Source organism: Bacteroides sp. 14(A) (assembly GCF_000526555.1).
Taxonomy (GTDB): Bacteria; Bacteroidota; Bacteroidia; order Bacteroidales; family Bacteroidaceae; genus Bacteroides; species Bacteroides cellulosilyticus.
In genome coordinates this window covers 23,553-47,624 of the sequence record NZ_JAGH01000002.1, presented here as the reverse complement: position 1 = coordinate 47,624, position 24,072 = coordinate 23,553, and the positions used below count along the sequence as shown (strand labels likewise).

At 42.4% G+C, this 24,072-nt stretch carries 11 protein-coding genes; 5 read left to right on the top strand and 6 right to left on the bottom strand.

Annotated elements, in window-relative coordinates; genetic code table 11:
• Positions 1-131: 131 nt before the first annotated feature.
• The 3 genes from K429_RS0108115 to K429_RS0108105 all read right to left on the bottom strand — a co-directional run bounded on the left by K429_RS0108115 (position 132) and on the right by K429_RS0108105 (position 2,678).
• Positions 132-1,202, bottom strand: a complete 1,071-nt coding sequence (locus K429_RS0108115) for a M20 family metallo-hydrolase (protein WP_026366578.1) — start codon at positions 1,200-1,202, stop codon at positions 132-134.
• Positions 1,203-1,350: 148 nt separating this feature from the next.
• A complete protein-coding gene (locus tag K429_RS0108110; RefSeq protein ID WP_026366577.1) occupies positions 1,351-1,956 on the bottom strand; it encodes a porin family protein in 606 nt (201 codons plus the stop codon).
• A 98-nt stretch (positions 1,957-2,054) separates the two neighbouring features.
• The gene (locus K429_RS0108105) at positions 2,055-2,678 is read right to left on the bottom strand and encodes a porin family protein (protein WP_022209002.1); all 624 of its coding nucleotides are present in this window, start codon (positions 2,676-2,678) and stop codon (positions 2,055-2,057) included.
• A gap of 226 nt (positions 2,679-2,904) precedes the next feature.
• Here K429_RS0108105 and K429_RS0108100 point away from each other — a divergent pair, with 226 nt between their 5' ends.
• Both K429_RS0108100 and K429_RS0108095 read left to right on the top strand, forming a co-directional pair.
• The gene (locus K429_RS0108100; protein WP_026366576.1) at positions 2,905-4,710 is read left to right on the top strand and encodes a long-chain fatty acid--CoA ligase; all 1,806 of its coding nucleotides are present in this window, start codon (positions 2,905-2,907) and stop codon (positions 4,708-4,710) included.
• A 178-nt stretch (positions 4,711-4,888) separates the two neighbouring features.
• On the top strand, positions 4,889-6,907 hold the full coding sequence (locus tag K429_RS0108095; RefSeq protein WP_026366575.1) for a family 43 glycosylhydrolase: 2,019 nt from the start codon (positions 4,889-4,891) through the stop codon (positions 6,905-6,907).
• Here K429_RS0108095 and K429_RS0108090 read toward each other — a convergent pair.
• Entirely contained in the window at positions 6,901-11,259 is a 4,359-nt protein-coding gene (locus K429_RS0108090; RefSeq protein ID WP_026366574.1) for a hybrid sensor histidine kinase/response regulator transcription factor, read from the bottom strand. The two genes, K429_RS0108095 and K429_RS0108090, sit on opposite strands and share 7 nt — an antisense overlap.
• A 279-nt stretch (positions 11,260-11,538) precedes the next feature.
• Between K429_RS0108090 and K429_RS0108085 the strand changes: the two genes are divergently transcribed.
• The 3 genes from K429_RS0108085 (at position 11,539) to xyl3A (ending at position 19,580) form a co-directional block, all read left to right on the top strand.
• On the top strand, positions 11,539-14,817 hold the full coding sequence (locus tag K429_RS0108085) for a TonB-dependent receptor (RefSeq protein WP_118402094.1): 3,279 nt from the start codon (positions 11,539-11,541) through the stop codon (positions 14,815-14,817).
• 23 nt (positions 14,818-14,840) lie between these two features.
• Positions 14,841-16,865 (top strand): RagB/SusD family nutrient uptake outer membrane protein, encoded by a 2,025-nt coding sequence (locus K429_RS0108080; RefSeq protein WP_007210791.1) that lies wholly within the window; start codon positions 14,841-14,843, stop codon positions 16,863-16,865.
• A 126-nt stretch (positions 16,866-16,991) separates the two neighbouring features.
• Positions 16,992-19,580 (top strand): xylan 1,4-beta-xylosidase, encoded by a 2,589-nt coding sequence (gene xyl3A, locus K429_RS0108075; protein WP_026366573.1) that lies wholly within the window; start codon positions 16,992-16,994, stop codon positions 19,578-19,580.
• Positions 19,581-20,045: 465 nt separating this feature from the next.
• Here the strand turns inward: xyl3A and K429_RS0108070 are convergent, their stop codons facing one another.
• Complete coding sequence (locus K429_RS0108070) at positions 20,046-22,481, bottom strand: glycoside hydrolase N-terminal domain-containing protein (protein WP_369796086.1); 2,436 nt, start codon at positions 22,479-22,481, stop codon at positions 20,046-20,048.
• A gap of 76 nt (positions 22,482-22,557) precedes the next feature.
• On the bottom strand, positions 22,558-24,033 hold the full coding sequence (locus tag K429_RS0108065; RefSeq protein WP_007216954.1) for a glycoside hydrolase family 28 protein: 1,476 nt from the start codon (positions 24,031-24,033) through the stop codon (positions 22,558-22,560).
• Positions 24,034-24,072: the final 39 nt, after the last annotated feature.

Below are 24,072 nucleotides of genomic sequence, written 5' to 3'. Positions count from 1 at the left end.
AAAAAGGAAATCTTAAAAAGAAAATTCCGGCTCTCCGTACGCTTTTAAATCGATAAAGAGCATGATTAAATGGAACAGCCTAAATAGGAAAGGTTGTTCATGTGTTATGAAAGAAAGTAGAAACTGACGAATTATAAGATAGCTCCGTCCAATAGTTTCAGATATAACCCTATCGCTTCTTCTATTTCCTGAATGAAAATAAACTCATCTGCTGTATGGGAACGACTGCTTTTTCCCGGTCCCATTTTGAGAGAGGGGAATGACATCAGTGCCTGGTCGGAGAGGGTAGGAGAACCAAAAGGAACACGCCCCATTGCCACGGCACGCTGTACTATTGGGTGTCTTTCTTCTACATGAGAAGAACTTAAGCGGAACGAACGTGCTTTAGCTTCGCAAGAAATATGTTTTTGTATTTCGGCAAACAGTTCCTGATTACTATAACATTCATTACTGCGAATATCTACCACAAACGTACAACGGTCTGGGATTACATTGTGTTGCGTGCCTGCATTGATCTGCGTTACACTCATCTTTACAGGACCTAATAATGGAGATACTTTTTCAAAATGATGGTCGCGGAACCAGGCGATATCTTCCAATACTTTATATATGGCATTGTCTCCTTCATTGCGTGCGGCATGTCCGGCTTTTCCGTAAGCGGTCACGTCCAGTACCATTAATCCTTTTTCCGCAGTGGCAGGTTGCATCTCGGTAGGTTCGCCTACAATAGCAAAATGTATCGGAGGAAGTTCAGGCAATACACATTCGATGCCTCCTTTTCCGGAAACTTCTTCTTCGCAGGAAGCGAGATAGATGAGATTATACTTCTGTGTGGTGCGGCAAAGTTGCAAAAAGACTTGCAACAGACTGACAATGCTTGCACCGGCATCATTGCTACCCAATCCGTATAGTTTTCCATTATTTTCCAGGGTTGGGGTAAACGGATCTTTCCGCCAGCCGTTCACAGCTTTCACTGTATCAATATGTGAATTCAGTAACAAGGTAGGCTTATTTAAGTCGAACATCGGACTAAGACACCATACGTTATTGCCTTTTCGTCCGGTTGCCATGCCTTGCAACTCTATATAATTCTGTAGATAATCAGCCGCTTTTTCTTCATCGCGGCTAAGAGAAGGGATAGCAATCAGAGATTTAAGAACTCCGGTCGCCTCAGAAACCATTGTCGGTATATCGTAAGCCATATCTCAATCAGTTAAATTATTGTGATGCAAACTTACGGATAAATACTGAAATATGCTTAATCGATAGGATAAAAATCCCCTTCCACTGTTGCTGCAGATAAATATAGAGAGGGGCAGAGTGCGGAAGGGGGAAGAGCATTTAATATTTTTAGAACATATAACTCAAGGAAATCATCATGTTACGGTTCTTGTTATCTATGTGATCGGCGTTATCTATTAATCCCCAGTCATATCCGAAAGCAACCTGAATCTTTTTGCAGAATTCTACACCGAACTTCAGCCCGAGGCCGAGATCAAAACGTTTCATGCCACCACCATCTTCATCAAAAACATTATCAGAAGGATCTGATGATTCGATTCCATCTGTTTTAACTTTGCCAAAGAGACCGATAGCGACATAAGGACCTGCATTGCCGAAAACAGCGAAATTTTCATTCACTGCATATTTATAACCCATGTGTACGGGAATTTCTAAATAGCAAGGATTATACTTGATATCGTAGGAACCAAGATTAACTTTTGCACCTTTTAGTGACAATAGGGCACCTAAATCCAAATATACTCCTTCGGCTATTTGTGGCAATCCCACTTCAGCCTTGACTCCGGCATGGAATCCTACTTTACTACTGAATGCATCACCGGAAAAATTACTGGAGTTCATACCGAGAGTTGCTCCCCATTTGAGGTTCTCTTGTGCATTTACACTTGCGAAACTTACCGCTAATAATGCGAATATTACTAAAATCTTTTTCATGTAATTAAGTCTTTAATTTGGTTTATGTAATTGTAAATATAAGGATTGAGTATGTTGAAAAAGGCGTTATTCAACGCCTTTTTTTATTCTTGATATCATTAAAACATAAGTCCTAAAGAAATCATTAGGTTTCTATTCTTGCAGCCCATCAATTCCTCAGCTTCAATGAATCCGAAGTCGTAGCCGATGGAGAACTGATACTTCTTACTGATTTCTATACCTGCTTTCAGTCCCAATCCAAGGTCAAAACGTTTGAATCCGTCATCGCCAAACACGTTCTCTGATTCGGAAACCTTGGAACCTCCATCTACCAAACTGCCGTCGGCAGTAATTTTTGCTTTGCCGAACAGACCGATTGCAATGTAAGGGCCTGCATTGGCAAACAAAGAGAAATTATCATTTACAGCATATTTATAGCCAATATGTACCGGAATTTCCAAATAGTACGGGTTGATCTTGAAACTAGCCATACTGCCTGCTTCAACTTTGGCGCCTTTTAGCGAAAGCAGTGCTCCGAAATCCATATAAAGACCTTCCGTAAACTGAGGCAGTCCCAATTCAGCCTTAACGCCTGCATGGAAACCTACGCGACTGTCCAATCCGGTTACGTTGAGGCTGCTTACATTCATACCTGCCGTGACACCCCATCTGAGGTTATCTTGTGCGTTGATACTCCCTAAACCTATCGCCAATATGGCGACTAATGCTAGAATCTTTTTCATGTCTGTTAAGTTATTGTATTGATATTTAAAAACTATCGGATGCAAATATATACATATATTTGTATTTCTTTGGAAAAACGAACAAAAATGTAGGGTAATCACTTCTTTTTATAGTAGGATAGTACTAGTATTGCGGAAATATATACTAAATATTTAATTCTCAATATAGAAATAGTTTCAAATGAAACCACTACCTTTGTGCCGTATTTACCAATATATGAATAATATGACTTATCATCATTTATCTGTCCTCGTACATCGACGGGCAGAGAAGTATGGCGACAAGGTGGCTCTGAAATACAGGGATTACGAAACGTCGCAGTGGATACCCATTACTTGGAATCAATTCTCACAGACAGTTCGACAAGTTGCGAATGCACTCGTAGAGTTAGGAGTGCAGGAGGAAGAAAACATAGGAATCTTTTCTCAGAATAAACCAGAATGTCTTTATGTAGATTTCGGGGCATTTGCTAATCGTGCGGTGACCATACCTCTGTATGCTACCAGTTCACCTGCACAAGCGCAGTACATTATCAATGATGCTCAGATACGTTATATCTTTGTAGGCGAGCAATTCCAGTATGATGCAGCTTTCAGTGTATTTGGCTTTTGCCAATCATTACAGCAATTGATCATTTTCGACCGTGCTGTAGTACGCGACCCTCGTGACATGACTTCTATTTATTTTGACGAATTCCTGGAAACAGGAAAAGGTTTGCCGAACAACGATATAGTGGAAGAACGTACTTCCCGTGCATCGGATGATGACCTTGCCAATATTCTTTATACATCCGGTACAACTGGTGAACCGAAGGGGGTGATGTTGCATCATTCTAACTATATAGAGGCCTTCCGTATCCATGATATCCGTCTGGTAGATATGAGTGACCAAGATGTGTCCATGAACTTCCTTCCTTTGACACATGTCTTCGAGAAAGCATGGACATATCTTTGTATCCATAAAGGTGTGCAGATTTGCATCAACCTCCGTCCGGTAGATATCCAGACTACCATTAAAGAAATCCGTCCGACATTGATGTGCAGTGTTCCCCGCTTCTGGGAAAAAGTATATGCCGGTGTGCAGGAGAAGATTGCTCAGGAAACGGGGTTGAAGAAAGCTATGATGCTGGATGCCATCAAGGTGGGTAAGATACACAACATCGATTATCTGCGTAAAGGTAAAACTCCGCCGTTGATGAATCAACTGAAATATAAATTCTACGAAAAGACGGTTTATGCTTTACTGAAAAAGACGATTGGTATTGAGAACGGTAACTTTTTCCCTACTGCTGGAGCTGCCGTACCTGATGAAATCTGTGAATTTGTTCATTCGGTAGGTATCAATATGTTGGTTGGCTATGGTCTGACCGAATCGACTGCTACTGTTTCTTGTTTCCTTAACCAGGGTTATGAAATTGGTTCCGTAGGCACCGTGATGCCTGATGTAGAAGTGAAAATCGGTGACGAGAATGAAATACTTCTGCGTGGAAAGACTATCACGAAAGGCTATTATAAGAAGGCGGAGGCTACTGCCGCTGCTATTGATAAAGATGGTTGGTTCCATACCGGTGATGCCGGCTATCTGAAGGGTGACCAACTTTATCTGACTGAGCGTATCAAGGACTTGTTCAAGACTTCCAATGGTAAGTATGTCAGTCCGCAAGCTTTAGAAACGAAACTGGCTATTGATCGTTATATCGATCAGATTGCCATTATTGCCGACCAGCGTAAATTTGTGTCTGCCCTTATTGTACCGGTCTATGGTTTTGTGAAAGATTATGCCAAGGAAAAAGGCATTGAATATAAGAATATGGAAGAACTGCTGCAACATCCTAAGATTCTCGGTTTGTTCCGTGCTCGCATAGATACCTTGCAGCAACAGTTTGCCCACTATGAGCAAGTGAAACGTTTCACACTTTTGCCCGAACCTTTCAGTATGGAACGTGGCGAACTGACTAATACTTTGAAGTTGAAGCGTCCTATAGTTGCAAAGAATTACAAGGAAGTGATAGATAAGATGTACGAAGAATAAAGATATAATAAACCTATCTATTGAAAATAAAAAGCTCCCGGTTAAGAGTCAGAACTTTTAATCGGGAGTTTTTTATATATCCGTGTGCCTAAAAAGTGCACGTATATTACCGGTTTATCCCCTCTTGATGGCCCTGTACCGCATATATTTGCATCCTCACTTTATATATTTATGTAAGATGTATAACTTATCTATTACTACAGGAAAAATAGCGGATGGCTTTTCCGCGTTGTTAATGCTTTGTTGCATACTCATGGTACAGTCGTGCACTGTTCCCGTACAAACTACAGCTTCTTTGTCGTCTGACAATGGAGACGGTACTTATACCAATCCGGTGATTAATGCCGATTATCCCGACCCTGACATTATACGGGTAGGTGAAGACTTTTATATGGTCAGTTCCTCATTCGTTGCTATGCCGGGTATTCCTATCTGTCATTCTAAAGACCTTATAAATTGGCGTATCATAGGGCATGCCTACGACAGCATCACTTTCCGTCCTCAATATAGGATGGAGAATGAGCAGACCGCGTATAGTCGTTTGTGTTGGGCTCCTTCCATTAAATATCATGATGGCACCTATTATATAGGAGTTAATATTGCCGATGATGGTTTTGTAATGTTTAAGAGTAATAAACCGGAAGGGCCGTATTCAATGCATAAGTTTGACAAGCGTTTGTATGATCCGGGATTTTTCATTGATGATGATGGTAAGAAATATGTCACACATGGAAAGACGAAAATATACCTGACACGTTTGAAAGATGATGGAACCGGTGTACTGGATCCTAACGATGAGGGTACCCTGATTATAACAGCTCCCAAGGGATATGAATATCTTTTTGAAGGATGTCACACTTATAAAAGGAATGGCTGGTATTATATATTTAATCCGGCATTGGGATACAATGGGGTGCAGATGATTAGCCGCTCCCGTAATCTTTACGGTCCGTATGAAACAAAGGTCCTTATTGATGATGATATCAACTATGCTGATGCCGGTGTACATCAGGGCGGATATGTGGAGACACTTGAAGGCGAGTCGTGGGCTTATACTTTCCAGGACAGGGATTATATGGGTAGGTGTGTGATGCTGTATCCGATGAAATGGAAAGAGGATTGGCCGGTGGTAGGCCCGGAAGGTAAACCGGGAAAAGGAGTGGTAACTTATAGAAAACCGGCAGTCAAGGCCAAGCAAGAGATTACATTTCCCCAACATTCGGATGATTTCAGTTCTTCAAAACTGGCTCATGTGTGGGAATTCAATCATGTACCCCGGAAAGATAAATGGAGCCTGACGGATCGTCCCGGCTATTTTAGGATTTATGCGCAGTATGCAAAGGGATTTGAATGGGCGCGTAATTCTCTGACACAGAAAGTGTCTGGACCTTATAGTACCGGAACTGTTTCATTAGATTTGACCGGACTCCGTGAAGGGGATTTTGCCGGAAATGGTATAATGGGGAGAGTCATGTACCAACTGGGAGTACGGAAGAAGGCGGATGGCTTTTGGCTTGAGATGAGGCAGGGAGGAAGAGAAGGAGAGACTGTTGTCGATAGTCTTCCTGTCAAAACTGATAAGATATACCTGCGCACTGAAGTGACAAAGCAAGGATCTTTACTGTTTTATTATAGTCTGGATAATCTTGAATATAACCGTTTGGGGCCGGAAGGAGTTTCTAACTTCTGGGGATTTCTGGGTATCCGTCATGCTTTATGTTGTTATAACTTGAATAAAGGTGCTACTGGCGGCTATGCCGATTTTGATTATTTTGAATTAGAAAGTAATCGCAGGGGAAATCACTACGATGCATTTACCGAGATAGACTTTTCTCAGTATGATGATCGTGAAGGAATGAAATTAGTACGTCCGGTAGCAAAACGCCCTATGCAGTTTATTTCCGGAGTACGGGATGGAAACTGGCTCGTATTCAATAATATGTGCTTTAAGCAGAACCCTCAAAAAGTAACTATCGAACTTCAGGCGGAAACTCCCGGAACAGTGATTGAGATAAGGGAGGGAAGTCTCGATGGGAAGTTGATAGCCACTTGCCCGATAAATCAGAACCAGACTCCGGGAGAATGGGAGAAGCAAGCCTTTGAGGTCAGTGGAGCAGTGAAAGATAAGTCCAAAATTTATTTCCTGTTCCGTGGACAGAGTCAGGGACTTGCTATAAAGAACTTTGTCTTTTATTGATCCGGATTATTATCCTCGTTATTAATGGAGTTTTTATACTCACTTGGAGTAACTCCCATGTGTTTTTTGAAGCATCTGCTGAAATACTTCGGATCGCTGAAACCGGTCATATAAGCTATTTGAGAGAAGTTGTATACATCACTTCTGATCAGCTGGGCGGCTCTTTTTACACGAATTTCCCTGATAAAATCTACCGGAGGCATTCCTACAATGGACTTAAGCTTCCGGTAGAAAATACTCCGGCTTAGCAGTAGCTTGTTGGCGAAATCGTCGATCACCAGATCCGGATTATCTATTTGCTCTTCCAGGAAATCCATCACTTCTTTCATGAATAACTTATCATGCGGCATCACTTCGGGTTCCGAAGGAGTCCATTCCTTAGAATTATCGGTTTCATTGTTTGCTGATAACTGCTTCATGAATATTTCCTGTAACTGCTTACGCTTGGTAAACAGAGAAGCAATACGGGCTTTGAGGTACGAAGAACTGAATGGTTTCGTAATGTAATCATCGATACCTTGTTCCAAAGCGGTGATACGGTCATCCAATGATGCTTTTGCTGATAGAAGAATGATTGGAACATAGCAGATATCTTTGTTTTCCTTGATACGTTTAATCATTTCCAATCCATCCATGACAGGCATCATTACATCACTGATTATCATATCGGGTATGGCTTCCGATGCAAGTTTCAAACCTTCTGCTCCGTTTGCTGCTTCCAGGATAGTGTATTTCTTTGATAGTATATTTCTGAGCAGGCTTCTCAGCTCACGATTATCTTCTACGATTAAAATGGATAAAAAATCCTCTTCCGAGCTGTTTCCAGATTCAGTTATACCGTTCTCTACAGTTGTGGTAATATATTCTGTATTGTCCGAACTATCAGCAAGGATTAATTCGGCCTGTGCATCTTTCTCAAACACTTCACGTTCCAAAGGTAAAGTTACACTGAATTCGCTACCCGTTCCCGGTTGGCTCTTGACCTCTATATCTCCGTGATGCATATCCACCAATTCTTTGACGAGTGATAAACCTATGCCTGATGAAGGTTGCAGAATATTGTTGTTCTTGCTTAGTGTCTCAAAGCGTTTGAAAAGAGAGCCTATCTTATCAGGAGCAATACCGATACCTTCATCAATAATGGAAATGCGGATATGCTGATCCGACTTCTGTACTGTAATCTTTACGGTTTTCCCAGGTAGAGTATATTTGAATGCATTGGATAACAGATTGAATACTATTTTTTCCACTTTGTCCCTGTCTATCCATATATATACTTCTTCTTGATCAGCTTTGAATGTGAAGTCTATTTGTTTCTCTTCAGCTATCAGACGGAAATTTTCTGTAATTTTCATCAGGAAAGCAATCAATTCTGTTTGTTCAACCATTACTTTCATCTTCTTATTCTGTATCTTCCGAAAATCGAGTATCTGATTGACAAGACGCAACATACGTTCCGTATTTTTATGTACAACGGTCAGGTGTTCCCGCACGGAAGGAGAAATGGTCTGGTCCTCCAGAACTTCACTGACCGGACTGGAGATAAGAGTCAATGGTGTGCGTAGCTCGTGTGAAATATCGGTAAAGAATTTCAGTTTGATATTTGATAATTGCTGTTCCATATTCACTTGGTGACGCAGTCGATAGATGTAAGAGAAGATATACAGAATTAATCCTGTGAGAAGGATGAATGCTGCAAGATATGCCAGTAAAGCCCAAGGAGTCTCCCAAAAGGTAGGAATGACCTTGATGGAAAGTGTACGGATATTGTTTACCCATACTCCGTCACTGTTTGTTGATTTCACTTGGAGACGATATTCGCCTGCGGGTAGATTGATGTAGCTTGCTGATTTGTTTTTATCGCTATAATTCCATTCTTTTTCAAGACCTTCCAGGCGATAGGCATAGCGTATGTCATCCGGTCTTGTGAAGTCTAATGCTGAAAATTGTACATTAATATTTCGTTCCGAAGGATGTAAGGCTATCTCTTTCAAATCATCGGTGGAAACAGTTGATTTCTTTCCGTTGACTTTCAGATCTGTAAAGACGATAGGAGGTACATAATCACTCTTCTTCATTTGTTCCGGAACAATTTCCAGAAAGCCCATATCTGTGCCGAAAATCAATTGTTGCCGGGCGTTTATGGTGGGTATCGCTTCGCTAAAGTTCATCTTTTGTCTGAGAAATCCTGTACTATAGTTTTCGAATGCCTCTGTTTCCGGATTAAATTTGGATAAAGCATTTTCTGATGCTATCCACAGATTCTTTTGGGAATCTTCTATCATGGATAGGACCATATCGGATCCTAGCCCTTCCTGCTCGGTGTAATACTGAAATTCAATGTTTTCGCTAAGTAGGGTTCTGGATGTGATTTTGTTGACTCCTCCGGTGAATGTCAATATATAGATGTCTTTATGGCTATTTTTGTATATATGCATAATGTCATTTCCTGTCAGACTAAAAGGATTGTTCCTGTTTTGTATATTTCTGTAGAACTTGATTTCTTCCGGTTGTGCAAAGTCATTTGAGAATGTAACTAAACCAAAGGTGGTTCCTACCAACAAGATACCATTTTCCGTACCTGTAATATAGCGGATATTATGGCAGGTGCTGAACGGATAGTTTTGTAGCTTATTCCTGTGGTTGATAAAATACACTTTTCCCTCAGGGGTTTGTTGTAGCAGATTTAATCCACCACCGTAACATCCTACCCAGATGTTGTCATGATTATCGGAATATATGGTAAATATGTCATTGTAACTCAAACTATATAGGTCTTCAGAGTCATACACATAATTTTGTATGTTGTAATTTCCATCGGCTTTCTTTGTGAGTTGGAATAGGCCGTTTCCTTTGGTTCCTATCCAGATTGTTCCGTTCTTTCCTTCGCAGATGCTGTAAACACTGGCATTGAATGATACTTTATCTTTACCTATCTTTCCCTGTGAAGACAAGTAACCGGCCAGGCTGCCATCAGGGTGGTATATCCTGACATATTCGCTTTTGGAAGCTACCCACAATCGTTGTGAACTATCCAAAAGGAAAGCACGGATTTCGAATCCCCTGTCTATTCCTTTCAGATTATAAATTTGTGGATAGAAAGACATTTTCTTTATTCCTCTGGCGCTGGCTAGCCAGTAGTTTCCTTGTCTGTCCTGATAATGGTAGCGAACAAGCGGGGCAAATAGCGATTGAGGATTGTCCGGGTCTGTATAAAAAGCTTTCAATTCTTTACTTTTCCTATCATAATAACAGAAGTTTCCATTATGGGGAATCAGCCATAAAGTACCTTGTTTATCTTCAAATATGGTGTTTTTGTTCTCTCTGCCATAATTCACGACCTCTTTTGGGGGTGTAAAGAGGTATTGCTTTTCACCTGTTGCCGGATTAAAGCGTATCACTCCGGGAGTAGTGGGGAATATCCATAGCTCTCCCTCTTTATCTTCATAAATGGAGATAGCTTCATTGGAGGATTGCATGGGAGTACGGATATCAATTAGCTGAGAAGTCTTATTTTCCGGATTGAACAGGATGACACCATTATCAGTGGATATGGTGAGTAGCCCGTGGTTGGTTATGTCTAAAGAGCTTATTTTGTTGATGGGGTAAGGAAACTCTATAAATTTTATGCTTTCAGTTTGTTGGTTATAATAGGCTATCTTTTCAGAAGCGGAAGCAAGGTAAATTGTACCGTTGTATTCCTGAATAAACTGGAAAGGAAAATCACTGTCGATCTTTTTGTTGCCTATAATGGATATACCTTTGTCTGTCAATATCCACTCATCCTTATCGGAATCCTGGAAGATAGTGAAGATGTGCTCGCCTTTTAAAAAGCCATTGAATGTGCTATAGAGTGTAATTCCGTCTTTTTCTTTATATCTCTTTTCATCGATTCTGTAACAATAACCCTTGTCGCATGTCACCCAGGCTATGCCTTCTTTTAGGGGAAATATTTTCTGAACAAAGTTTCTTCTTTGCATATCTTTATCTACTGTTTGCAGAACATCATAGAAGATTTCAAGATGCGTGTCGAATATATAAGCCTTGCTGTCATACGTCTGGCACCAGATATCGCCATATGCGGTTTCTGAAATAAAGGTTATCCGATTGTTGGATAGTGTATATTCTTTATGTGGCGCGGATTTGTAGTTCTTGAATGTATATCCGTCGAACTTATTGAGTCCGTTACGGGTACAGATCCAGATAAAGCCTTTCTGATCTTGTAAAACTGCTGATGCGATATCTTGGGGTAGTCCGTTCTCTGCTGTAAAATCAGTAATCTGGCAGATGGGCTGCGCCGATGAAAACATCGGTATCATTAAGTATAAGAAGTAGATAATCAGTCGTCTCATAGTACTGTTTTGAATAGTGCAGAACAAATGTATAGAAAAAAGGGAATAAATGAAAAGTATAGGATTTGTTTGACCGAAAAAAACGATATTTCGCCCGAATAGTCCACCTCCTTTTTGTCCCATTTTGAAAAAGTACACTCTTGTTACCTGATTTTATTCCGTTGCTATGACACAGGTTGGCTACTTTTGCGGAGTGAATCATTTTAATCATTAACTATTAAAAACACATTACTTATGAATTTTGAAAGACTTGTTCAAAGGACAGCTGCTACTCTCTTGATGAGTATGATCTGCCTTATCTCTCTTGCACAGAGTCGTACTGTTTCAGGTGTTGTGCTCGATAGCAGAGGTGATCCTGTTATTGGTGCTAATATCAGAGTAGTAAGCGACGCTTCTATCGGTACAATTACAGACCTGGATGGTAAATTCTCCCTTGCCGTGCCGGGTACAGCCAAACAATTGGAAATAAGTTTTATCGGAATGCAGACGCAAACAGTATCTATTGTTGCAGGGCAGCCGGTTCATGTGACATTGGCTGAAGATGCTGAGATTCTGGATGAAGTTGTAGTAATCGGTTATCAGACGGTAAAACGTAAGGATCTTACCGGATCGGTAGCCTCTGTTTCGGGTGAGCAAATTGCAGCTATGCCTGTTGCCAATGCAGCTCAGGCTTTGCAGGGTAAGCTGGCTGGTGTAAATGTAACAACGCAGGATGGACGTCCCGATGCCGCTGTTTCTATTCGTGTACGTGGTGGCGGTTCTATCTCACAGAGCAATGATCCGCTGGTGCTGATTGATGGAGTCAGTGGTTCGTTGAGTGATATTCCGGGCGATCAGATTGAGTCGATTGACGTTTTGAAAGATGCCTCATCAACGGCTATTTATGGTGCCCGTGGTGCTAATGGTGTAATTCTTGTTACCACAAAGGGGGCTAAAGAAGGGCGTGTTGTTGTCAGCTACAATGGTTATGCGAAGTTCAATACACCGACTAAGTATATGGATGCGCTCAATCCTTATGACTACCTGGCATATAGCTGGGCAAGTGCGGCTTCGGTTGGTGGTAACAGCTATATGGAACCATTGGAGAAACTGTATGGAATAGGACGTTATACGACTACCAATCCCGGTGGTATAGAAAGCTATCGTAATGTAAAGACGGATAATATCCAGAAAAAGATTTATGGAGATTCTTTTTCTCATAATCATGACCTTTCTGTTACGGGTGGTACTGAAAAGACCAAAGTATTGTTTGGTGTTAACTACATGGATGAGGATGGTATGAAACTCGCTTCTTACTACAGACGTGCCAATGTTTCGTTGAAAGTGAACCAAAAGATTGCCAAGAATCTTGATTTGAGTCTTGATACCCGTTATACCAATATTAAAAAGATGGGTGATGAAGGTGTTACGAATGGTAGCGGGTCTATCCTGTCGTCTTCTTATCGCTTCCGTCCAATTGCAACAGAAGATATTTTGGGTGATCTATCCGCAATGAATGAAGGTATGATTGAGAACTATGCCAAACAGAGTCAGTGGGACAGATATAATCCGGTAAACCGTATCAATGATAAGTATGCACCGAATGCTCAGCAGTCATTGCGTGGTATTCTTTCGCTGAACTGGGGAATTGTGAAAGGATTAACCTATCATACTGACCTGTCTCTCAGCCAGACTTGGAATCAGAATAAGGAATGGACGGGAGCCATCATAAATAACTATCTGGATGATAATACCGGTGAGGTCCTATATGCAGGTAACGCGAATCTGGAGAAAAAGAATAGCTGGGGACTCCGTTGGACAAATACTTTGAGCTATGACTTTACTTTAGGTAAGATACATCGTTTGAATATACTGGCCGGTCATGAAGTTTCCGATTCGGGCGGTGACGGGCTGAAAGCCTCAGGAACTTATTTCCCTGCAAACTTTACGAAAGAGAATGCATTTGCCATGATCAATCAATACGATAGTACTAAGGGAGTGGGGGATTTCTCTTCAAGTGTTTCTACGCCGAGCCGTATCCTTTCTTTCTTTGGTCGTTTGAATTATAACCTTATGGAACGCTATCTGCTGACGGTTACGTTCCGTGCGGATGGTTCATCTAAATTTGCTCCCAGTAACCGTTGGGGATATTTTCCGGCTGCCGCTTTGGGATGGCGTATGTCTGAAGAAGCATTCCTGAACGATGTGGACTGGCTGGATAACCTTAAACTTCGTGTTTCCTATGGTGAGGTAGGTAACGATGGTATAAATTCCAGTTTGTGGTCACAGAATTGGGAGGCTACCAGTGACAAGAGATACCAGGGAGCCGTGAATGGCGCCTTCTTGCCTTCTTATTCACTTGGTGCAGATATGGCGAACAAGGACCTGAAGTGGGAAACTACGATTACCCGTAACATCGGTGTTGATTTCGGTTTCTTTAATAGCCGCTTGACAGGTACGATTGATGCCTATTGGAATACCACCAAGGACTTGTTGATGAAGACAGCTATTCCGGGTATCACAGGTTTCACTTCAACCTACGCCAATGTAGGCCAGACCAGCAACAAAGGTATTGAAATAGCTCTTCAGGGTGTACTCGTGAAAACGAGGGACTGGAATGTAACGGCTGGTTTTAATATTAACTTCAATCGCGGTAAAGTGGACAAACTGGCTGATAATGTCACTGGACTTTATGGTACGGAATGGGCTACTTCATCTACTTTCCCGAAATCAGATTATGTCTTGAAAGAAGGGCGCCCTGTAGGCTTGGTACGTGGCTTGACTGCTGATGGCTTCTATACTACCGACGATTTCACTTATGAAAATGGGGTGTATACTCTAAAAGAAGGAGTTGCGGATGTTTCTTCTGCTGTATTCCCTAACTATCATTTACACAATGGTATGAACGAACGCCCTGCAGGACAGTTGGCCTACCCGGGTATGGCAAAGTTCAAAGACCTGAACGATGACGGTATTATCAATGATGATGACGTGGACGTTATCGGCGATATGACACCTGTCCATACCGGTGGTTTTAATATTAATGCTACTTATAAGAACTTTGATTTAGGTTTGTATTTTAACTGGAGCTATGGTAATGAAATTTATAATGTAAATAAGTTGGCAGCACTTTATGGTTATAAAGAAGGTGCCGTTTACGAGAATAAGCTCTCTATAGTAAAGGACTGCTATAAAATCTATGATGTAGTGAATGGCGAATTGGTTGCATTGACCACTCCTGAACAGCTGAATGCTGCCAATGCGAATGCTAAGTTACCACTGGCATACAGTGAGAATGGCTATGTGTCTACATTGGGTATTGAAGACGGCTCTTATCTGCGTTTGAATACACTGACTTTGGGGTATACTTTACCGAAGAGTATGCTTCAGAAGGCGGGTATCAGTAATCTGCGTGTTTACGGAAGTATCTATAATGTCTTTACAATTACAGGATATTCCGGAATTGATGCTGAGGTAAGTACGTCTACTTCTACAAAGACCTATCCTCAATTAGGTATGGACTGGGGTACTTATCCGCGTGCCCGTTCCTTCGTACTGGGTGTAAATCTTAGCTTCTAACCATTTAAATAAAAGATGAAATTATGAATAAGTATATAAAAATGGCATTTGCGTCAGCCTGTTGCGTCTTGTTTGCACAGTGCAGTGACTTTCTGGAAACTTCTTCTCCTTCTAATACAGATGACGAGTTTGTAACTTCCAGTCCCGCAGAAACTCTGAAGACTTTGTCAAGAGCTTATGCACTTTATCGTGAATCGTGTAATGGGGCATACGATTGGAATGACCATTACCGTTCGGATATCGAATATTTCCCCGAGAATAATACTTCCAATAATATCAATGCAAAGCTGGTTCCCGAACAGATTCCTTGTGATCACATGAAAGGTAGCTTCAATGCTCTGTACAATGTGATTTCCTATGCCGGAAAGACCGCTGACCTGATTGCTGCCAAAACAGCTTATCAGGATGATATCGCAGCAGGCAGGACTTCTGACTGGACACATCTGAAAGGTGAAGCTGAAGCATTACGTGCATTATGTTACTTTGACTTGATTAAACATTGTGGTGATGTACCGTATGGCTATGAGAATAATTATGTAGATGATTACGGGCTGACTTCACGTTTTGATATTTATGATGCATTGATTGAAAAATTGAAAGCAGCGGAACCGTATATGTATAAAGTAGGTGAAGGTGGTTTGAACGGTGAGCGTATTACGAGGACGTTTGTTGATGGACTGATTGGTAAAATGGCTCTTTATGCCGGAGGCTATCAAACAATCCGTACTGATATGCCTGAACTTTATGGAAGTGTACAGTTCGAAACTCTCAGTACGGATGCTAAACGTAAATGCGCTTATGCCCGTCGTTCCGATTACAAGAACTATTACACTATAGCTGAAGACTATTTACAGAAAGCTCTTTCAACCAATGCAGGAACTACCAAACTGGTTACTACGGATGAGCGTAGCTATGCGAACAATCCTTTCCAACGCCATTTTCAGTACGGAATGGATCTTCTGATGAGTCCTGAAGCTATCTTTGAAATAGGTTGTGTACAAAATCAAGCTACAAGCCGTATGTATTGCTATGATTTCGGTCGTGGCTCTAACGGTGGTAACAATACTGCCCCGAATAAGGTATTTGCCGGTATACGTATGGTGCCGAGTTTCTATTACGGTGGTTATGATAACGCTGATAAACGTCGCGATGTCAGTGCGGTGGTTACCGGGCTGGATGGTAAAGGCAATGAGTTGGCATTTACTTTTAAGGCGGGTGCTAAGATTGATGGAGGTATTTGCTTGAACAAATGGGATATTTGCCGCCAAAATCCTTACTTTGTCGGTCCTCAGATGGGCGCGGGTTTCAATATACCGATTATGCGTGTAGCTGATGTCATCTTGATGTTAGCGGAAGTGAAAGCAGGATTGGATGCAGATACTGAAGCTATAGGCCTGGTTAATCAGATTCGTGAAAGAGCTTTTGGAGATGATTTGCATAATATTTCCGGTTTGTCCGGTGAAGCACTGAAAGAAGCTATTCTGATGGAACGTAAGTTTGAACTTTTCGGTGAAGGGCATACCAGTTACGATCTGGTTCGGAGTGGTAAATTCTCACAAAAAGCAATGGAAGTACGTAATGAGATGTCAACCCTTGCCGAAAATCTGAAGACTAAAGGTTATCATGAATTTGAGAATGGCAACATCTTACCCGCTTACATCTGGACAAAGCAGGTTGCAGGTGCCAAACTGACTTATGACTGTACGGATGAAAATGATCCTGTACTTTTTCCGGGATGGCGTGGTGTATTGGATTTTGCTGAGTTAGGATTGTCTGTAAATGGAACCAACCATAATACCGCTATCAAAGGGTTATTTGAATATATTGCTCCGGATAGTGAGACTGCGGCAGAATTAGAAGCGGAAGGATATGTGAAGACAGAGTGGGGAAGCACTCTTGCTGCCAATATTGATATATATCTGAGCAATATTCTTCCGGGCATTACATCGGAAGAGAGTGTTCCGTGTTATTACTGGCCTATTCCTTATGAAACAATCAGTCAATCCAAAGGAAAAGTGACAAATGGCTATGGACTGCCACAGCAATAATAGGTATTTGGTATAGAGCTTTGAGAAAACTGCAGGATTTCATTTCCATCGGATTTAAAATCTTGCAGTTTTTGTCGTACTATTTCCTTTGATATATTATTTTTGTAAAAATATAGAATAGAAATGATGAAAGAAAAACTTTTTTACTTACTGCCTCTCCTTGCTTTGGCAAGTTGCGGAGAGCCATCCTACAAGGATGCTTCTTTATCTCCTGAAAGGCGGGCGGAACTTCTGGTGAAGGAACTTACGCTGGAAGAGAAGGCGCATCTTATGATGGATGGTTCCCGTTCTGTGGAACGATTGGGTATTAAACCGTATAACTGGTGGAATGAGGCGCTGCATGGCGTTGCCCGGGCAGGCTTGGCTACGGTTTTTCCCCAGCCGATAGGTATGGCAGCGTCCTTTAACCCGGAAATGGTGTACGAAGTGTTCAATGCCGTGTCGGATGAGGCACGTGCGAAGAATACCTACTACGCATCTCAGGATAGCCGTGAACGCTATCAGGGTTTGACCATGTGGACTCCCACAGTGAATATCTACCGTGATCCGCGCTGGGGCAGGGGTATTGAGACCTATGGTGAAGACCCTTATCTGACAAGTCGGATGGGCGTGATGGTGGTAAAAGGTTTGCAAGGACCTGCCGATGGAAAATATGATAAACTGCATGCCTGCGCCAAGCATTTTGCCGTACATTCGGGACCGGAGTGGAATCGTCACTCTTTTAATGCGGAGAATATAAAGCCACGTGATTTGTATGAAACTTATCTGCCACCCTTCGAAGCATTGGTGAAAGAAGGAAAAGTGGAAGAAGTGATGTGCGCTTACAACCGTTTTGAAGGTGATCCCTGCTGTGGAAGTGATCGCCTGCTGATGCAGATATTGCGTGGAGAATGGGGATTCAACGGTATAGTAGTATCTGATTGCGGTGCAATAGCTGACTTCTACAACGACCGTGGTCATCACACCCATCCCGATGCAGAGTCAGCCTCTGCCGCGGCGGTGATCAGTGGAACAGATTTGGAGTGTGGTTCCAGTTATAAGGCTTTGATAGAGAGCGTGAAAAAAGGATTAATTTCAGAAGAGACCGTAGACACGTCTGTCAAGCGACTGATGAAAGCCCGTTTTGCATTGGGGGAAATGGATGAACCGGAAAAAGTATCCTGGACCAAGATACCTTTCTCCGTAGTAGCTTCTGCTGCTCATGACTCTCTGGCATTGAATATGGCCCGTGAATCCATGACATTGTTGATGAATAAGGATAACTTTCTGCCGTTGAAACGTGGCGGACTGACGGTAGCCGTTATGGGGCCGAATGCGAATGACTCAGTGATGCAATGGGGAAATTATAACGGAATGCCGGCGCACACCGTCACTATTCTTGATGGAGTGCGGAATTTGCTTGGCACTGATGATAAACTGATCTATGAGCAAGGCTGCCCATGGGTGGAAAGAACTCTGATTCAGAGTGCATTCAGCCAGTGTAAGTCTGACAAAGGTCCCGGGTTCACGGCTCGTTACTGGAATAACCTGAAGCGTGAAGGCGAACCGGTGACCACAACACAAGTCACCACTCCTTTCCGCTTTTGTACTTCGGGGGCTACAGTGTTTGCTCCGGGAGTGAATTTGACGGATTTCTCCGCAACCTATAACAGTGCATTTATTCCTAAAGAATCAGGAGAAATTGTTCTTGAGGTTTATTGCTATGGGAGCGGAAGACTTCGTGTGAACGGAGAAGAAGTGAAAAGTTTCTCAAACAAGCATGGTGCAAGGAAATCTACTCATGCGATGAAGGTACAGGCTGGTAAATCGTATGATCTGGAACTTGATTTTGAGTATCTGAGAAGTGATGCACAGTTGAACTTTGATCTTGGATTTAAGAAAGATGTGGATATAAGGAAATCTGTTGAACGTGTGAAGGATGCAGATATCGTTATTTTTGCGAGCGGTATATCTCCCAGCCTTGAAGGAGAGGAGATGGGAGTAAATCTTCCCGGTTTCAAGAAAGGAGATCGTACGGATATTGAGTTACCTGCCGTTCAGCGTGAACTGATTGATGCTCTGCATCGTGCAGGTAAGAAGGTTATTCTGGTTAACTGTTCAGGATCGCCTATCGGTTTGGAACCTGAGACTCAGAAGTGCGAAGCTATCTTGCAGGCATGGTATCCCGGTCAGCAAGGTGGTAAGGCTGTTGCCGAGGTATTGTTCGGTGATTATAATCCGGCGGGGAAATTACCGGTTACTTTCTATCGCAATGTGTCTCAGTTGCCTGACTTTGAAGATTATAACATGACCGGAAGAACTTACAGATATATGCAGGATGTGCCTTTGTTCCCATTCGGTTACGGCCTTAGTTATACCACCTTTGGCTATGGTAAAACCGTACTTGACAAGAATGAACTTACAGCCGGACAGTCTTTGAAACTTACTGTACCTGTTACAAATACGGGCAAGTGTAACGGAGAAGAAGTGGTGCAGGTTTATCTTAGAAAACAAGGAGATGCAGAAGGACCCATCAAAACCTTGCGTGCTTTCAAGCGTGTATCTATTCCGGCAGGAAAGACCGTCAATGTGGAGTTTGACCTGAAAGATAAAGAATTGGAGTGGTGGGACGATCAATCCAATACAGTAAGAGTTTGTCCGGGTAATTATGACATTATGGTGGGAGGAAGCTCTAAAGAAGAAGATTTGCAGCGAACAACGATTGCTATAAAATAATTGTTGGAAAGTGAGAAAAATCCCAATATACTTGACATCGCCTTTCTGATGTCGTATATTTGTATTCGTAAATCTATTTAATATTCAATTTTAAATTAGCACGAACGGAGAAGCATTGCTTCTCCGTTCTTTTTTTATCCCTATGGCTTGTCATTTGAAATGCCACATGTTTACTTCCCCAATGCCACAGCTTAGCAGCTTAAATGCCACACTTCAACAACCTAAATGCCACACTTCAACCGTTTTAAGCCCAGCCGTTTCACTTGCTGAGGTGTGGCGTTTCACTGATTTACCCCAGCGAAACGGACGATACATCTGAGGTAAACAGACGATACGTTTGAGGCATACTGATCATGTGTTTGAGGCAAACAGACGGTCTGTTCCGAAAGTAAAACGGGAGGTCTATGCCTCCCGTCCGTTAATCTTCTGTAAATATGCTCTTGACAAAGAATGTCCGGTTGCCTGTTACCGGACATTCGTAAAAGTATAAGTTTCTCCTGCTTGGGTCGCGATCTCATAAACGTATGATTTCTTTAGCTCAATACCTTTCAAAGGAGCTTTCTTACTAATCAAGGGGCGGCTTATGGGCTGCTTGGCAAAGAAAGGATTGGCATTACCGTTGTCAGTAACAGATAAACTTTTTCTATCCATAGCCAACTCCTGATGTACACGTAGATGAAGATTGCCTCCGAGAGTCGATTTGATCACGGCAGATTCTATCTGCCCGTTTTTCCACTTCAATGAAATGATTTCAAAGCCTCCGCGTGCCCGAAGTCCCTTTATTTCACCGTCCTTCCATACATCTGGCAAAGCAGGTAGCAAGTGTATGGCTTCATCATGGCTTTGCATTAACATCTCGGCAATACCGGCTGTACAACCGAAGTTTCCGTCTATTTGGAAAGGAGGATGTGCATCGAAAAGATTAGGATAGGTTCCTCCTCCTTGTCCTTTCTGGACTTCGGGGGAGACCAGATTGAGTTGGTCAGTGATAAGTTTGAATGCATGATTCCCATCCAAACATCTTGCCCAGAAACAAACCTTCCATCCCATAGACCAACCGGTAGAAGGATCACCACGTTGGATTAGGGTGTTGCGTGCAGCCTCAAAGAGTACGGGTGAGGAGTATGGAGATATCTGGAATCCCGGAAAGAATCCCCATAAGTGAGAAATGTGGCGATGATGATCTTTGGGGTTGTCCCAGTCCTCAAACCACTCCTGCAATTGTCCGTATTGCCCTACTTGCATAGGAGGCAATTGTTTTCTGAGTGAGAGGATCGTATCGCAGAATAGCTCATCCTTCTCTAATAGCCGTGCGGCTCTTTCTGTATTTGTGAATAGATCAAATACTAGCTGATTGTCCATGGTGATGCCTGCAAAGAGATTGGCTTTTGTTCTCCATTGTGGAGGTGAATTCTCTGGTGAATTACTTGGGGTGACTACCATATAACCTGTGTTGGGGTCTTTGACAAGGAAATCGACAAAGAATTCGGAAGCACTTTTCATGATCGGGTATGCCTGGGCCAAAAAATCTTTATCTCCCGAATACAGATAACGATCCCATAAATGATGGCATAACCAAGCGTTGCAAGTGGGCCAGGGACCGCAATATGCTTTGTCTACCGCCCCGTTCATGCGCCACAGATCGGTGTTATGATGCAACATCCATCCACGGCAACCATACATTTCGCGAGCAGCTTCCTGACCATTCTCATAGAGTTCCTTTATCATTTGCAGGAAAGGTTCGTGCATTTCGGGCAGATTAGTTACTTCAGCCGGCCAGTAGTTCATTTCGGCGTTGATATTCGTAGTATAACGGCATTTCCATGCCGGATTTAGCTTCTGATTCCAAATGCCTTGCAGATTGGCCGGCTGCCCTCCCGGCTGTGAACTGGAGATTAGAAGATAACGTCCAAACTGGAAGTATAGGGCTACCAGGTGAGGATCATTGGCTGTGGCAAACTCTTTGACGCGTATATCGGTTGGCTTGTCAGCCTGGGCGGTACGGCCTAAATTCAACGATACGCGATTATAATATTTCTGATATTCACTTATATGAGCCTGAAGTGCTTTGGTATAATTCTTCCCAGCATTCTTTAAGTATACTTTGTTGCGTTTGACAGGATCGCCGGATATGTCTTTGTAATTGATGAAATTGGTGGATATCGCTAGGTAAATTGTGGCGCTGTTTGCACGAGTTACTATCAGGGTAGAATCATTTGCAGAGGTTTTCCCTCCCTGTACGTTGAGCTTTAAATCTGTACGGAAGCGGACTGCCCCTTCTACAAACTCATTTCCTTTAGTCACTCCCTCCATAGTCATGGCGTCTTTGCCGGAAGTTGTGACGTCGACATCTTGCGGGCATGTTAGAGCAGTGGTGAATGTCAGTTTCCCCGGTTGTGAAGCGGTCAGCCGGATGATGACTAATTGATCTGCAAATGAAGTGAATACTTCACGTTTGTAGTCGACGCCATCCACTGTATAAGTGGTTGATGCGACGGCTTTTTCCAAATCCAGCTCCCGGCGGAAGTTTGTATAACCTTCCTGATCCTGAAACCTTAACCGTAAACTGCCTGCTGTTTGATAAGGCATGCCAAAACCATTCTTCGAGAGAAGCCTCTCACCCGCCAATGTCTGGGCTTCAGGATATTTTCCTTCAAAGATCAACTGTCTTATTTCAGACAGATAGTTTTTAGTTTCCGGATTGTAGTTCTTGTAAGGAGCACCGGCAGAAATCGTTTCTTCGTTCAATTGGATTTCTTCATTTACCGGATTTCCATATACCATTGCTCCCAGTCTTCCATTACCTAAAGGGAGAGCTTCTTCCCAATATTCAGCCGGGCTGTCGTACCATAAGACCGGCGCTTGCTGGGCTTTTAAGTCTGTACTTGCTATGATTGCCATACAGACTAATGAGAGTTTTAAGAAACGGTGTGCCATATTATAGATTTTTTTGAGTGGTCTATTTGTTTTTCTTCTATTATTTCCTGACAATTTGTGTGGAATCACAATGAATGATTGACAGGTTTTCTATTGCTTCTAAATCCACCACCGGCTGACCGGCTATCGGTTGCTTTGTCCGCACGTCATTCAGGAATATATCCTTGCATTGTCGGATGTTGAGTGAAGGTCCTTCTTCTACGGTGAAACTTACGTTGTTAAAACGGATATCGGTGGCTGTTTCTGCTTGAAATCCTTTTCCGGCTACTATGTTCATGTTGGAGAAAGACAGTTCCGATATAGGCATTTCCTCAATACCTTTTATATAGCCTATCCGCTTGATATCATTTCCCGTAACATTACTTAAATGGATATTCCGGAAAATAGGAGTACGTTCGCTTACCGGTTCCACTTTCGATAAACGGTCATAAAATAAATCGAAAATAAAGGCATCTCCTTGTATATTCTTCATTACGATATTGTCTACCCGTATATCTTCTACTACACCACCGCGTCCGCGGGATGCTTTTAACCGGATACCGGCATTCGTTCCATCAAACACACAATTGGATATAGCTATCCTTTTTACACCGCCCGACATTTCGCTGCCGATGACCACTCCACCGTGACCGGAAAGCATGATACAATTGGTGATTGTGATGTTTTCGCATGCTTTCCCATATTTACGCCCGTCGGCATCACGTCCGGACTTGATGGTAATACAATCGTCTCCAACACTGATAAAACAGTCGGAGATACGTACATTCCGGCAGGAACTCGGATTGATACCGTCCGTATTCGGCCCTTTAGGATTGCTTGACGGGTTATTGATGGTTACTCCATGTATTGTAACGTTATCACAGAAGGCCGGATTGACAGTCCAGAAAGGAGAGTTGATGATCTTCACATTTTCAATAAGGATATTCGTACATTCGTAGAATTGAATAAAAGGCGGACGGAACATTTTACGTTCCAGAGAAGGCTTATAGTAATCGGATATTTCCAGGTCCTTATTGGCATCCACCCACATTTGCTGTAACTTATCCAGAGAAGGTAGCTTGCCACCGTTCTCTTTTATCACCTTACGTGTCTCAAATTCCCATAACCACCATTTCAGTCCGTTCCCATCCAGCGTTCCGCGTCCGGTAATGGTCAGATTATCTGCCGAATGAGCGTAAATCAGTGGGGATAAGGTTTGCATAACGGTTCCTTCCCAACGTGCGGTTACAAAAGGCAGATAATCCTCGAACCTGTCTGAGAAGCGCACAATGGCACCTGATTCCAGATGCAATGTAATATTACTTTTCATGTGGATAGTAGCAGTCAGATAAGTCCCGGCAGGGAAATAGATGGTTCCACCTCCTTCCGAAGCTGCTTTTTCAATAGTCTGGTTAATCAGTTTCGTACATGGCTTGATGCCTTTGGCATCAGCCCCCAATTGTTTCATGTCGAACGTGCGGGACGTGGCTACCACAGCCATCATTACTCCCATAATAAAGATGAATAAACGTTTCATGGTCTGTCTTATACTCTTTTAGATATGTGATACAAATTA